This window comes from Neptunomonas sp. ABH4_499, assembly GCF_056160565.1.
In genome coordinates, this window is sequence record NZ_JBSWXK010000001.1 from 138,228 (window position 1) to 152,420 (window position 14,193).

Genomic DNA, 14,193 nt, shown 5'->3' on the forward strand with positions numbered 1-14,193 from the left:
CGTCTCACTTACCATATAGATAAACAAACGCGGCCCATTATTAGGCCGCGCAAAATCAAAGAGTGGTAGTCTAACAGATTTTTTACATCAAATCAGTGTACATCTCTCCAGTATTCTTTCTTAAGCGCATAGGCAATAAAGAAGAAGATAAACAAGAAGATCAACACTTTGTAGCCAATCGCGTGCGACTGTACCTTAGTTGGCTCACCGATGTAGGCCAAAAAATTAACCAGATCATAGATAGTACGATCAAACTCCGCCGGCGTTAGCTGACCTGCTTTGCTGACTGAAAAGCACCCCCCGATCTCTTTACCGGTGAGCGGGTCAATCTTACGCTCTTGATGGAGCATCTCTTCGGGTGTGCAGTGATTAACCTGCTCACCTTGTAAGTACTCCAACACGTTTGGCATCCCCACATCTTTAAACACCGCATTGTTCACTCCCCAAGGACGGGATTCGTCCTTATAGAAGCTGCGCATGTAGGTGTAGATCCAATCCGGCCCACGCAAGCGCGCCTCAAGGGTTAAATCCGGTGGCGGATTACCAAACCACTTACCCGCATCGCTTTTATCCATCGCGATGGTCATTTGATCGCCTATTTTCTGATCACCCAGCAGCAAGTGCTGCTCGGCCAGATCAAGTGGGATTTCCAAATCCGTGGCGGCGCGCTCATAACGCTGATACTGCGCCGAGTGGCAGCCTAAGCAGTTATTTACAAACACCTGCATACCGCGCTGCAGAGAAGCTTTATTGGTTAAATCAACTTGAATAGCATCAAGGGCTGGCCCTTCCCCACCGGAAGCCATCGAAGTCAAAGGCACCAGTGACATAACGAATGCAACGAATAGCTTTTTCATCCTGTTACCCTCTCTGGAACCGGTTTGGTGTTTTCCATCCTTGTGTAGAACGGCATGAAGATAAAGTAAGCGAAATATAAGAAGGTACAGATTTGCGCCACCAGCGTACGGGTCGGAGTCGAAGACACCACACCCAAATACCCGAGGATGACAAAGCTGATTGCAAAGATGGCCAAAAACACCTTACTCAGCACGCCTTTGTAACGCATCGACTTAACAGGACTGCGATCAAGCCATGGCAGTACAAACAGAATTGCAATCGCCGCCCCCATCACAACCACACCCGGGAATTGCGAACCGGCAATCGGTGGAATCGCACGCAGCATTGCGTAGAAAGGCGTGAAGTACCACACAGGTGCGATGTGTTCTGGAGTTTTCAGTGGGTTGGCAGGTTCAAAGTTAGGCGCTTCAATTAAGTAACCGCCCCCTTCTGGGAAGAAGAAAATCACCAAGCAGAAGACAAACAGGAAGACCACCACACCCACAATGTCTTTTACGGTGTAGTAAGGGTGGAACGGGATGCCATCCAGCGGGATACCGTCTGGGCCTTTCTTCTCTTTGATCTCGATGCCATCTGGGTTGTTAGAGCCCACCTCATGAAGCGCAATGATGTGGAGAACCACCAACGCTAAAAGAACGATCGGCAAGGCCACGACGTGCAGCGCAAAGAAGCGGTTAAGCGTGACACCCGAAATCAAGTAATCACCACGAATCCATTCCGCCAAATCAGGCCCGATGTACGGCACCGCCGAGAATAGCGAGACAATCACCTGCGCCCCCCAGTAAGACATCTGCCCCCAAGGCAACAGATAGCCCATAAACGCCTCTGCCATCAGCGCAAGGTAGATGGTCATACCGAAGATCCAAACAAGCTCGCGCGGGTTACGATACGAGCCGTACATCATGCCGCGGAACATGTGCAGGTAAACCACCACAAAGAACGCAGACGCGCCGGTGGAGTGCATGTAACGCAGCAACCAGCCGTAATCAACATCGCGCATAATGTACTCAATGGATGCAAACGCCCCTTCGGCCGATGGGTTGTAGTTCATGGTCAACCAGATACCGGTTAGGATCTGATTCACCAACACCAACAAAGCCAACGAGCCAAAGAAGTACCAAAAATTGAAGTTTTTCGGCGCGTAGTATTTGGCGAGGTGATCATCCCACATGGCGGTTGCCGGAAAGCGATCGTCCACCCAGCCCATAAAGCCGCCTTTACCTTTATTCCGTGTGCCAGCCATTATGCAGTCTCCTGGTCGATACCAATGACGATGGTGTCATCGCCTTCAAACGTATAGGGAGGGATCACCAGATTGGTGGGCGCAGGAGAGCCTTTTAAAACACGGCCCGACAGATCAAAGCGCGAACCATGACAAGGGCAATAAAAACCACCTACCCACTCTTTACCCAGATCTTCTGGCGCAATTTCTGGTCGATACGTAGGAGAGCAACCTAAGTGGGTACAGATACCAACCAAGACCACAATGTCTTCACGAATAGCCCGATATGCATCTTTGGATACGTATTCAGGTTGCTGAGGCACGGATGAATCCGGATCAGCCAAGTCGGCAGGATTTATCTTGGACAAGTTATCCAGTGCTTGCTGGGCACGACGAACAACCCAAACGGGTTTGCCACGCCACTCCACGATCATTTGCTGACCGGGCTCCAGTTTACTGATGTCCGCTTTGGCCGGTGCACCTGCAGCTTTTGCTTTGGCACTCGGATTCCACGACGCCACAAACGGTACAGCCGCACCAACAGCTCCCACCGCACCAAAGGCCGATGTGACACCAATCAGGACGCGTCTTCGCCCTTTGTTTAAGCTGTCATTGCTCATTTTGCTCTCCCCATACCAGCCAACGCCAAGCGATGACCGCACAGTCCTATAACCTTATAAGTATTGTGTGATTAACAATCGGGGAGATAGTAAAAAGAGCCGGGTAGCTCTTCAAGGGAGAATAGAGAGTACAGCAGGCCTAAAGAACAAAGCATTGACTTAGAACAGGTAAAAAAAAACGCCTGCATAAAAGCAGGCGTTTCTCTTGAGAAACCGAAGTTTCGTAAGCGTATTAACGCTTGGAGAATTGTGGCTTCTTACGTGCTTTACGCAGACCCACTTTCTTACGTTCAACTTCACGAGCGTCGCGGGTAACGAAACCAGCTTTACGCAGAGAAGGACGCAGAGTTTCGTCGTATTCCATCAGTGCACGAGTGATACCGTGACGGATCGCACCTGCTTGACCGAAGCCGCCACCGCCTTTAACGGTAACGTATACGTCGAATTTTTCCAGAGTCTCAGTCAGTTCCAGCGGCTGACGTACGATCATACGCGCTGTTTCACGACCGAAGTACACATCGATAGCACGGTCGTTGATAGTGATAACGCCTGTACCTGGACGCAGGAAAACACGGGCAGTAGAAGTTTTGCGACGACCTGTACCGTAATACTGAGTAGTTGACATAATCTACTATCCCCTTAGATGTTCAGTTCTTTTGGCTGCTGAGCCGCGTGTGGATGTTCGCTACCAGCGTACACTTTCAACTTAGAGTACATAGCACGACCCAGTGGGCCTTTTGGCAGCATACCTTTAACAGCCAGTTCAATTACTTCCGCTGGCTTGTTGTTCACCATGATCTCGAAGTTAGCTTGCTTCAGACCACCTGGGTAACCAGAGTGACGGTAGTACATTTTGTCAGCACGCTTGTTACCAGTTACATTCACTTTTTCAGCGTTGATTACAACGATGTAATCACCGGTGTCAACGTGAGGAGTGTATTCTGGCTTATGCTTGCCGCGCAGACGGCGTGCGATTTCAGTAGCCATACGACCCAGAGTTTTACCTTCTGCGTCAATTACATACCAGTCGCGTTTTACTTCGGCTGGTTTAGCAACAAAAGTAGTCATCGATTGTTCGCCTTTACTTTCATTTAAGTCTTAGCTGATTCATCTCGTGAACCGGGCCGACTTACCTTATAGTTATTCGTTGCAGTTGAAGCCCGAAGGCCCAATACAACCCCAACTTGCGTTCCCCAAATTTAGGGAGCGCGAATTATAGCCAAAAGCCAATAGAAGATCGAGCCTTTATGCTAATTTTTTACTGGACAGAGGTGGCGTAGCCGCGACTACGCCTTATGCTCTCGCGCCAGGTATTCCGTGGACTGCATTTCCAACAAACGACTTTGCGTTCGCGCAATCTCAAATTCCAACCGACCTTCGGTGTAGATCTCCGGTATGCTAACCGCCGCCGAGATGATCAACTTAACGCCGCAATCGTAAAACTCATCCACCAAGTTGATGAAGCGACGTGCTGCATCATCGTTAGTACGCCCTAACTGAGGCACATTCGAGAGCAACACCGCGTGATACTCTTTGGCAAGTTCGATGTAGTCATTTTGCGAGCGCGGGCCTTCGCACAAGGCTTTAAAATCGAACCAAACCACATCTTCGCACGAGCGACGTGACGGAATACCACGGCCATTCACCTCAATCACCTCGCCCTTTTGCGCTTTGCTGACATCGGTGACTAGCGCTTCGAAGCTTCGGGTTAAGCTAGCATCAGCTTCGGCATCCAGCGGGAAGTGATACAACTCTGCTTGCTCTAGGGTGCGCAAACGGTAATCCACACCGCTATCTACATTGACGACCTCGGTATGCTTATTTAAAAGCGCGATGGCAGGCAAAAAGCGTGCACGCTGCAAGCCGTCTTTATACAGCCCATCTGGCACGATGTTAGATGTAGCGACCAAAGCCACACCATGACCAAACAGCTTCTCGAACAGACCACCCAAGATCATTGCATCAGTGATGTCCGATACAAAGAACTCATCAAAACAGATGATGCGCGCTTCTTCTGCGTACTGTTTTGCAATTGAGTCCAGTGGGTTTTTTGTGCCATCGAGCTTTTGCAAATCCCCATGCACACGCTGCATAAAGCGGTGAAAGTGGGTACGCATCTTACGTTTAATCGGCAGCGCATCGTAAAAGGTATCCATCAAATACGTCTTACCGCGCCCTACTCCACCCCAAAAGTACAAACCTTTAACGGGCTCGACTTCCTCTTTTTTAAAGCGGCTTTTTAAACGATCCATCAGCGATGTCGGTTCTGGCTCACGCTCAGCTGCAATCAGATCATCATAAAGACGCTGCAAATGCTTAACGGCCATCTCCTGCGCTGGGTCGTACGAAAAATCGTCCCGTTGCAGATCCTTTTTGTATCGCTCTAACGGAGTCATGTGCGTTGAATACCTCGATCACTGTGCTTGGATGCGCGCACTTTACAGCGCCGCCTATTAATTATCAAACGCGCTAACGCACGAAGGGCTCAAGGGGGCGAAATTCCCAGAAGATGCACCACAATGGGGACCAAAAACGCCGTAATCAATCCGGTAAGCCCCATTGCCAATCCAGAGAAGGCACCGGCAACAGCGCTCATCTCAATGGCGACCGCCGTGCCCAAACCATGGGAGGACAAACCCAAAGCAAAACCTTTAACAGCGTCGTCTTTAATCTTCAGAAATTTAAACACCAAGGGTGCCATAAAGCCACCCATCACACCGGTGATCAAAACAAAACCTGCGGCAAGGGATGATATCCCCCCGATCTTTTCTACAATCCCGATGGCGATAGGCGTGGTGACGCTTTTAGGGGCCAACGTAAGTAACAGCTCATTGGGCAAGCCAAACCATTTGGCGATCAGAACCGCCGAGACCATCGCCACCAACGCCCCGACAACACAGGCGATTAAAATGTGCAGCCACATCTCTTTAATGCGTGTGCGATAGTCATACAGGGGTACTGCCAACGCGACCGTGGCAGGCCCAATCAAGAAATGAATAAACTGTGCGCCTTCAAAGTAAGTGGTGTAATCGGTATCGGTAATGACCAAAAAAGACACCAAAATGGCCATTGATACCAACACTGGATGCACCAAAGACGAACCATTCGCCATGCGATTTACCCAGCACGCAAACAAAAACACGGCCGTGGTGATGGTTAACCAAAAAAGAGGCTTAGCCGCAAAATAGACCCAAAACTCCATCTTTAGGACTCCTCTTTGGATTTACGTGAAAGGCGCGCACCCAGCTTAAAAATGATGGCCGTAATCGACATCGCCAAAAACGTGCTCACCAATAAACTGATGGTTAAGGCAAACCAATAGGTTTCGAGCAGCTTGTACTGCACCATCAGTCCAACACCTGCCGGTACGTACAAAAAGGATAAATACTTAAGCAGCCCTTCTGCCACTTGACGGACGGACTCGGGGGTATTTTTTAAGATAAGCAGCAAAGCGATGAGCAATATCATCCCTAATACTGGCCCTGGAATTGGCCAGTCGGTGAATATAACGATCAATTCACCCAGCAACTGACACAGCAGCAACACCAAAAAGCCCACTAACACGGGGAGACTCCCTACCGATTGAAACGCTATGCAGGTAACAAACGGAACATTTGATACGATTCGAAAAGAGCAACAAGCCCTAAAATGACGAACAGCACACCACTGGTACGATGAATCCACACCAAGGGTAATTTTTGCAGTAGCTTACGGCCAATTTCGACCCCAAGCACTGTGGTAGCTGCCAAGGCTATTGTAGCGCCAACCCACACCATGACGGCATTATCCATTCCGCCAAGAGCCGCGACCGCCAACTGGGTTTTATCGCCGAATTCAGCAAAGAAGATCAACGCAAAAACAGAAAAGATCAGCTGACGCCCCATTTTGACCGGAGCGTCTTCATCCTCATCCTCTTCAAAGAACAACGACTGAACCCCAAAAAACAGGAAGAGCAACGCCACCACCAACGCCACCAACCACCCCGGAAGCCAAAGCGCTAACGCCACCCCAAACACAACAGCCAATAGATTTAAGATAGAAAACGCCGACACCGCCCCAACAATGATTGGCCAGTGACGATACTGCGCCGCCAAGGTCATCACCACTAACTGACTTTTGTCGCCAAATTCGGCTAGAAAAACGAGAGAAAAGGCTTCAAACGCCGCAGAGAGGCTTTCCATGATACAACCTAATTACACAGGGCAAGGGCATTATAAGCAGGAAGCTGCAGTGGCAACAGACGGGTAACAGGCTGTTGCCGAAATGACGATAGCAAAAGCGGTAGATTAGCCGCGTATTGTGACCATCTCGACAAAGTTACACGGCTTATGGCGGCTGTCTAATTGCTCGGAGATGATCATATCCCACCCAGTACGACACGCACCGGTAGAACCTGGCAAGCAGAAAATAATGGTGCGGTTAGCCACACCCGCCAACGCCCGAGACTGCACCGTCGAGGTACCGATCTCTTGATAGGATAACTGACGGAACAACTCACCAAAGCCTTCGATGTGTTTATCAAGCAATGGCGTTACGGCCTCGGGCGTACTGTCGCGCGCAGTAAACCCGGTACCACCCGTGGTGATCACACCGTGGATCGCATCATCCGCAATCCATTGCGAGAGCACCGCCCGCATGGCGTAGACATCATCTTTCACAATGGCTCGGTCCGCCAAGGCGTGACCAGCACTAGTGATGCGATCAACCAGTAACTGACCAGAGGTATCATCATCTAAGGTACGGGTATCGGATACGGTTAACACCGCAAGGTTCAGCGAGAATTTTTCAGTAACCAAAGACATAGAAATGACACCCCACTTAAGGTAAACCCCATCCAACACCGCAAGGTAGCCATGCCCTTGCCACCAGTTTGCCGCCTATTTACAGGCTTTTTTCTGCTGATCGGACTCGGTCATTAATTCACAAAACGGTGCTTTAAATTGATAGCGGTCCAGCAAAGCGGCTAATCGCTTAGGTTTGTGTTCAGCAACCCGTTCAGCGGCAGCCACAACCAACTTAAGCGTTGCGTCATCGAGCTTAGCCCAACCAATTAAGCCCGCTTCAACCAAAGAAAGGTTGGATGAGATCTCCCACGGGCCAAATTGCGTCGCTTTGGCAAAACCTTCGAAATACTCGGCATCAAACACACCCGTGTAAGCCTTTACCAAGGTACGGTTTGCCCAGCTGTAAGGCCAGTGAGGGCGAAGCCCTATCGCTTTATTGTGAAGATCAATCGCTGAGTTTAGATGCGTCATGGCCGCATCGACATCTTTCTCGCCATTGGCCAGCGTGATTGCGCGGTACAGCTCTACACGCGCTTTCATCTCGATGTACTCGGCGTTGTCTGGCCACCAGCCAATGGCTGAATCCACCTTTTCGGCGATCGGGTCGATCTTATCCAGCGGGATTAGCTCGCCTTTTTGATCCCAAGACTCGATGGCGTATTTCACCGAATAGGCCGAAATATCGGCCATCGCAAAGCGAAAGGAGAGATAAATAATAGGGATAGCAATACAGAGCACAACGACCAACACCGCTTTTGGTAGCCAAGCAGGCCCTTTTTTGCTCGACGTCGTCGTATCAGTCACCGTGGCTGAGCTCACGCGGCAGATCCTTGAATGATGGCTTTGGGGTTATTTACGAATAAATCATCGGCCATCTCCTCACCGTATAAGGCTTTAACCACCTCGCGGGCGCGGGACAAAATAGGCGGGCGGCGGTCACGGTTGTGTGCATCCGATGCCACGACCGTTACCCAACCACGCTCAAGGAGCTGATGTGCTCGCTCGTGGGCTGGGCCACCAAAATCATTGGTAACAGACATCGCCGTTACCTGAAACAAACACCCCATTTCGACAAAGGGTACGATCTTCTCTAGCGAAGCCATAATCTCTTTGTTACGTTCAGGGTGGGCAATCATCGGCACGATGTCGCGGCTTTGTAACCACTTAACCAGCTTATCGGTACCGGGTGGGATGTGATTGTGCGGCATCTCGAGCAGCATGACACGCTTGCCTTCCCATGCACCCAAAAATGGCAGGTCATCGACCATCGCCATTTGAAGGATTTCGGCACACAAGCGCACTTCGCCAGCGATGTTAACGGTAATCGGGATACCTTCCTCTTTAAGGCGCGCTTCGAATTGCTCGAAGTGCGGCGCTAAAGAGCGGCGCGTATTTTCGTAACGACCGGGGTGAACATGCGGCGTTAACGCCATATGCTCAATACCATCGTTTGCCGCCATACGCGCAAGATCCAACGCATCCTCGACCACAGCGGCACCGTCATCCACCCCAGGGAGTAGATGACAATGCAGATCAAACATCAATTTGCTCCTGAATAACCGTATGCGTCGTAGTAACCGCCGTATTCACCGTCACCGTACTTCGCACCTTTTTTCACATCTACCTGATTCAAGACCACACCCACAATCGGGGCTTTAACCTCATGCAGGCGCTTAATACCGCTACGCGCTTGCTGGTAAGGGGTCGAATCGGATTTAACAACATAGATCATCGCCCCCACTTGCGGCGCCAAGATCAACGCATCACTCACCGCCTGACAAGGCGCAGAGTCAATAATGATGCGGTCGTATTTACTGTGCAGCAAATCCAAAACCGATGCAAAGCGTTTCGACGACAATAGCTCAGATGGGTTAGGTGGGATGGTACCCGCCGTTAAGACATCCACACTGCCCTCTTCGTAACGCTGAATACACTCACTGATCTGAGCGGTACCGGCCACCAAGTTAGAGAGGCCTGCATGGTTACGATCAAGACCCAACGCTTTCGCCACCGCAGGGCGGCGCATATCGGCATCAATCAATAGGACTTTTTCCATCTGACCTGTCGCAAACGCAAGCCCTACGGACAGCGTCGTTTTACCTTCACCCGGCACGCTCGAGGTCACCGCAACGGCTTTGTTTTCGGCATCCAACGCCGACAGGATCAAACCGGTACGAATCGTACGTAAGCCTTCGGCATACGGCGATTGCGGATGGTCAATAAACTGACGGTAGCTTTGATTTGGGTTCTTACGACGGCGTGGCAGCAGTGGCAATAAGCCCAACATGGTTTCGCCAAGACGGCTTTCCACTTCGGCTGGGTTTTTCACCGTGTTGTTTAGCGCTTGCAGCAAGAAAGCAAACATAACACCAAACAAACCGGATACCACAAAGGCCAGGGCGATGATCAGCTTTTTCTTAGGCTTAGCAGGCTGAACGGGTACCACCGCAGGGTCAGATACACGTGCGTTAGCTGTGTTCAAATCGCCCGTTGCGCTGGTTTCGTTAAAACGCTTCAAGAAGGTATTAAAGATAGCGCGCTTCGCTTCTACATCTTGCTGCAGTTCACGCAGGCGATACTCTTTACGGCTTAGGTCTTGGATATTACCTTTGGTACCATCCAGAGTGGCTTGCAATGAGCGTTCGTTGGCCAATGCCACCTTGTAGCTGGTCTCGATGCCGTTAACGACCGACAAAATCTGACGGTTCAATGCATCACGTGCTGCGTTCAACTCAGAGTTAACTGCCTGCATGTTCGGGTGTTTTGGCCCGTAGCGTTTTGCCAGCTCCGAACGGCGCTGATCAACAATCGCGTAGGCTTCTTTCATACGCTGCACCAATGGATGCTGTAGCACACCAGGAACTAACTCCAAACGCGATGGATTACCTTTACCGATACTTTGGATTTGACGGTATAAGCTCTCGTTTTCCAGACGCTCACGACGCGCATCAACCAGTTTGCTGGCAACCAGTTCCAACTCTTGGCTTGCGATGTCTAAACCACCGCGTTCACCCACGATTTGTTCCTGCTCGCGGTACTGCTGTAGGTTTTGCTCGGCCGCCGTTAAGTCGGCACGTAACACTTCCATACGGCCACTCAACCAAGAAGACGCCTTCATGGTGAGTTCAAGCTTCGCTTCTAAGTTGTTCTCGATGTAAGCCTCGCCCACAGCGTTAGCTATGTCGGCCGCCAATTGCGCATCGGGGGATTCATAGCTGATTTTGACCAGCTGGGATTTGCGCACAGGCTCAATGGATAAGTCCTGCATGAAGGCATCAACCACCTTACGGCGCTTATCTTCAACGACCTCCTCATCACCATCAGGCAAGGGTAAGTAATCGCGAATATCTAAGCTGAATGGCAAAAGTGGCTCTTCCACTTGGTTGTACAGCGGATGTTCTACCAAGCCTAAGCGATCAACGACTTTTTCGGCCAGTTTCCGGGATTTAAGAATCTCGAACTGGGTTGTGAAGTACTCAGACTGGCCACCCTCAAGGCCGTATACCTCTTCGATGGAGACCACGTTAGCTTCTTGCGACTCGATCAACAAGGTGGCGGTCGCACGATAGATCGGTGTCAGTGAGTACACCGCTAACGTGGTTAATAAGGTCACAATAAACGCAAAGCCTAAAATGCCCCACTTGTGACGCATGATGGTTTGCCAATATTGGCGAAGATCGATTACATCGTCTTGTAGCAGGCGATCAAGCGCTCCCTGCTCTTTAACATTATCCTTAGTCACGTGCGTGTTCCGTAAAAAGCTGGGCTAAATTAGAAGAAACTTTCATCAATGGTGATGACATCACCAGGCTGAACTGGAGAGTTCAAATCCAAACGGTTTGGCTCGTTACCAGCACCTTCGCGTACCACAAAAAACTTGCTGGACGATGCACGTTCCGTAAAGCCGCCCGCTAAGCTGACTGCACGCTGTAGCGTTAGGCCTGGCTGGTATGGATACCCACCCGGTTTATTGACCGCACCGTCAATGTAAAATTCACGGTATTCAAGGATGGTCACGTTCACACTTGGGTCAACCAAGTAACCATCGGCTAAACGGGTAGACAGCAGTTGGCTAAGCTCGCCTGTGGTCAAACCCAGTGCGGCCAACTCCCCTAGGAAGGGGTAAGAGATTGTACCAGCATCGGAGAGTCTAAGTTCTGGGCTTAGCTCCTCTTCGCCGTAGACTTGAATTTTGATTAGATCCCCAACACTCATCCTGTAGTCGGACATCCCTTCAGCGTGAGCCCCCAAAGAAAAGCTCAGCAGCAGCGCTGCAAAAAGTGCAGTCAGTTTACTCATCATCCCTTTTAACCATGCCATCCATTCAAATAACGAGAATATAACGGAACGAAGGCTCACAGAGAGCCTTCAACCGTAAAGAAGATCTTGTTGGTTTTGTAATCAGCGTTTGGCTGATTCGAATCAAACGCCACGTGAGATACATCCACACCCAGCGTTAACCAACGACGCATGTCGTATGTTAACCCGATTGTCGCGGTTTCTGTATCATCATCTTTGCCAATTGGGCTATCAACGTAATCTTCGTTTAACCAGTTATAGCTTACACGGCTACCAAGACGCTCGTTCCAAGAGTGCGACCAACCCAACGTCCAGCTTGTGGTATCGATGTAATCACCCTCACCCGCTGAAGCATCTTCCGCTGCGCGGTTAGTTGAGATATCAAAGATAGAGTAGGTACGAGGTGCCCAGCTCATGGATACTTCCCAGTTCGCACCGGAGAAATCATCACGGCTAGAGCTATCAAAGTTTTTACGAGCTACACCAACACGTGCTGCACCGGTGGTTTTTGCGGTTGCATCCCACTCGGCACCGACCAGCAACTTGGTCACAGTGCTGTCGCGAGTTACCGACACCAGGTCATAGTCGATATCCGTGTAACGCCCTTCAACCAACAAACGGGTCTTAGGTGAGACACGGTAGAAGAAGGTACCGGTTAAGCCACGGGTCTGTTGATCCTTAGCCGCGGTAAAATCACGGAAGTTATCGTACTGCTTATCAGAAACCGTTGCCTTAACAACGATTTGGCCGGTTGACTCACGTGTACCGTAGGTTACCGTCGCACCTAAATTTTTACGGGTATAACGGCTGGCTTTATCGGCTTCGGCGGTTGTCAAAGACTCACCTGCACCGCTATCATCACGCGAATCGTGCAGCTTCAAATATTCGGCAATCAGGTCTAATTTGGTGCGCGCGCTGAATTCTAGGGTGGAATAGACCGACAGTGCTTTATCGGTGTAATCATCGTTGCGGCTGCTGTAGTGAATACCGTGTTCTACAGAGGCGTTTAAACCAGCGGTAAAACCACCTTTTTGACCTTGCAAATTGATGCTCGGACGGATCGTAGTGATCGAAGTGCTTTTTTCGTTGTCTACAGAGTCGAACAGGTTATCGGTATAGCCTTGTTTGACTTGCAACGTTGGCGTAAGTGCCAGATTACCAACGTCTACTGACGCAGGCTCGACGGCCAGCGCGTGTGTACTTAATACCGATGCCGCTATTGCAGCGTACAAAGGGCGTGCTTTTAAATTATCCATTTGAAAACCTCAGTCCGATAGAAGCAGATCCTGTAATAGCACTGCAAAACAGAAAATACATTATAACTGTCTTGCACTGCAAAAAAATTACACATAATTTTATCGTTACATCTCAGAAATTAACAGCAGTGTGTTATAAAACACCGACACTATTAATTACCTGTTACACAGGTTACGCTTTATCGACTCACCTTAAGGAGCATTGGAGCTAAGGATGCCAAAACTTTCCAAAATCGTAATCCCTGTTGCCGGCCTAGGCACACGTGTACTTCCGGCCAGTAAAGCCATCCCAAAAGAGATGCTGACCGTGGTCGACAAGCCCGTTATTCAACACGTTGTGGAGGAAGCGGTTGGTGCAGGTTTTACCGAAATCATCTTAATTACCCGCAGCAGTAAGCAGGCGATTGAAGATCACTTCGATGTTCACTACGAGTTAGAAACCGAGCTTGAGCGCAAAGGCAAAAACGCCATTCTGAATGATGTGAAAGGCATTTTACCGAAAGGCGTCTCGATCAGCTCTGTGCGTCAAGGCCGTGCGCTGGGCTTAGGCCATGCCGTTTTGTGCGCTGCACCGATTGTGGGTGATGAGCCGTTCGCCGTTATGCTGCCGGACATGCTGATCCATAACCCGGGTAAAGGCTGTGCTGATTTGACCGCGATGGTCAATGACTTTAACGAGACAGGCGCTGCGCAAATCATGGTAGAAGCTGTCCCAGAAGAGCACGTAGAGCGTTATGGCGTTGTCGATTGTGGCGGCAAGCCACTGAACCCTGGCCAAGGCCAGCCTGTGCAGCGCATGGTTGAGAAACCACCGCGCGAAGAAGCCCCGTCCAACCAAGCAATTGTTGGCCGCTACATTTTGCCAGCACGCGTTATGGAGCTATTAAAAGACACGCAACCAGGTGCCGGCGGTGAAATCCAGTTAACCGACGCGCTTGATGAGCTGATCAAAGAGCACCCAATGCGCGCCTACAGCATGGAAGGCAAAACCTACGATTGCGGTAACAAAATGGGCTTCTTGCAAGCCAACATGGCGTTTGCCATGAGCCACCCAGACTTGGGCAGCGAGTTTACCGATTACGTTAAAAGTGTGGTGTGCGAGTAATTTCGCTTAACCTCATTTAACCCTCGCCCACCACCCCAGAGCCGCATCC

16 protein-coding genes are annotated in these 14,193 nt (G+C 50.3%); 1 reads left to right on the top strand and 15 read right to left on the bottom strand.

The window, feature by feature from the left end:
* Positions 1-92 precede the first annotated feature (92 nt).
* The 15 genes from ACXAF9_RS00635 to ACXAF9_RS00705 form a co-directional block, all read right to left on the bottom strand.
* Entirely contained in the window at positions 93-857 is a 765-nt protein-coding gene (locus ACXAF9_RS00635; protein WP_475069294.1) for a cytochrome c1, read from the bottom strand.
* Positions 854-2,101, bottom strand: a complete 1,248-nt coding sequence (locus ACXAF9_RS00640; protein WP_475069295.1) for a cytochrome b — start codon at positions 2,099-2,101, stop codon at positions 854-856. The genes ACXAF9_RS00635 and ACXAF9_RS00640 overlap by 4 nt, the downstream gene beginning before the upstream one ends.
* Positions 2,101-2,700: a ubiquinol-cytochrome c reductase iron-sulfur subunit gene (gene petA / locus ACXAF9_RS00645; RefSeq protein ID WP_475069296.1), complete on the bottom strand. Its 600-nt coding sequence runs from the start codon at positions 2,698-2,700 to the stop codon at positions 2,101-2,103. Before petA ends, ACXAF9_RS00640 begins: the two co-directional genes overlap by 1 nt.
* Before the next feature lie 232 nt (positions 2,701-2,932).
* Complete coding sequence (gene rpsI / locus ACXAF9_RS00650; RefSeq protein ID WP_475069297.1) at positions 2,933-3,325, bottom strand: 30S ribosomal protein S9; 393 nt, start codon at positions 3,323-3,325, stop codon at positions 2,933-2,935.
* 14 nt (positions 3,326-3,339) lie between these two features.
* Entirely contained in the window at positions 3,340-3,768 is a 429-nt protein-coding gene (gene rplM / locus ACXAF9_RS00655) for a 50S ribosomal protein L13 (RefSeq protein WP_475069298.1), read from the bottom strand.
* 218 nt (positions 3,769-3,986) lie between these two features.
* Complete coding sequence (gene zapE / locus ACXAF9_RS00660) at positions 3,987-5,096, bottom strand: cell division protein ZapE (protein ID WP_475069299.1); 1,110 nt, start codon at positions 5,094-5,096, stop codon at positions 3,987-3,989.
* Positions 5,097-5,185: 89 nt separating this feature from the next.
* Positions 5,186-5,902: an LrgB family protein gene (locus tag ACXAF9_RS00665; RefSeq protein WP_475069300.1), complete on the bottom strand. Its 717-nt coding sequence runs from the start codon at positions 5,900-5,902 to the stop codon at positions 5,186-5,188.
* A gap of 2 nt (positions 5,903-5,904) precedes the next feature.
* Positions 5,905-6,264, bottom strand: a complete 360-nt coding sequence (locus ACXAF9_RS00670) for a CidA/LrgA family protein (RefSeq protein ID WP_475069301.1) — start codon at positions 6,262-6,264, stop codon at positions 5,905-5,907.
* A gap of 26 nt (positions 6,265-6,290) precedes the next feature.
* Complete coding sequence (locus tag ACXAF9_RS00675) at positions 6,291-6,881, bottom strand: TMEM165/GDT1 family protein (protein WP_475069302.1); 591 nt, start codon at positions 6,879-6,881, stop codon at positions 6,291-6,293.
* A gap of 105 nt (positions 6,882-6,986) precedes the next feature.
* A complete protein-coding gene (moaB, locus tag ACXAF9_RS00680) occupies positions 6,987-7,502 on the bottom strand; it encodes a molybdenum cofactor biosynthesis protein B (RefSeq protein WP_475069303.1) in 516 nt (171 codons plus the stop codon).
* A gap of 75 nt (positions 7,503-7,577) precedes the next feature.
* Entirely contained in the window at positions 7,578-8,303 is a 726-nt protein-coding gene (locus ACXAF9_RS00685) for a hypothetical protein (RefSeq protein WP_475069304.1), read from the bottom strand.
* Entirely contained in the window at positions 8,300-9,025 is a 726-nt protein-coding gene (locus ACXAF9_RS00690; RefSeq protein WP_475069305.1) for a tyrosine-protein phosphatase, read from the bottom strand. Before ACXAF9_RS00690 ends, ACXAF9_RS00685 begins: the two co-directional genes overlap by 4 nt.
* A complete protein-coding gene (locus tag ACXAF9_RS00695; protein ID WP_475069306.1) occupies positions 9,025-11,226 on the bottom strand; it encodes a GumC family protein in 2,202 nt (733 codons plus the stop codon). The genes ACXAF9_RS00690 and ACXAF9_RS00695 overlap by 1 nt, the downstream gene beginning before the upstream one ends.
* A 29-nt stretch (positions 11,227-11,255) precedes the next feature.
* Positions 11,256-11,843 carry a polysaccharide biosynthesis/export family protein gene (locus ACXAF9_RS00700; protein WP_475069307.1) on the bottom strand — a complete coding sequence of 196 codons (588 nt, stop codon included), beginning with the start codon at positions 11,841-11,843 and terminating at the stop codon, positions 11,256-11,258.
* On the bottom strand, positions 11,840-13,039 hold the full coding sequence (locus ACXAF9_RS00705; RefSeq protein WP_475069308.1) for an outer membrane beta-barrel protein: 1,200 nt from the start codon (positions 13,037-13,039) through the stop codon (positions 11,840-11,842). The genes ACXAF9_RS00700 and ACXAF9_RS00705 overlap by 4 nt, the downstream gene beginning before the upstream one ends.
* Before the next feature lie 214 nt (positions 13,040-13,253).
* Here ACXAF9_RS00705 and galU point away from each other — a divergent pair, with 214 nt between their 5' ends.
* Entirely contained in the window at positions 13,254-14,144 is an 891-nt protein-coding gene (galU, locus tag ACXAF9_RS00710) for a UTP--glucose-1-phosphate uridylyltransferase GalU (protein WP_475069309.1), read from the top strand.
* Positions 14,145-14,193 lie beyond the last annotated feature (49 nt).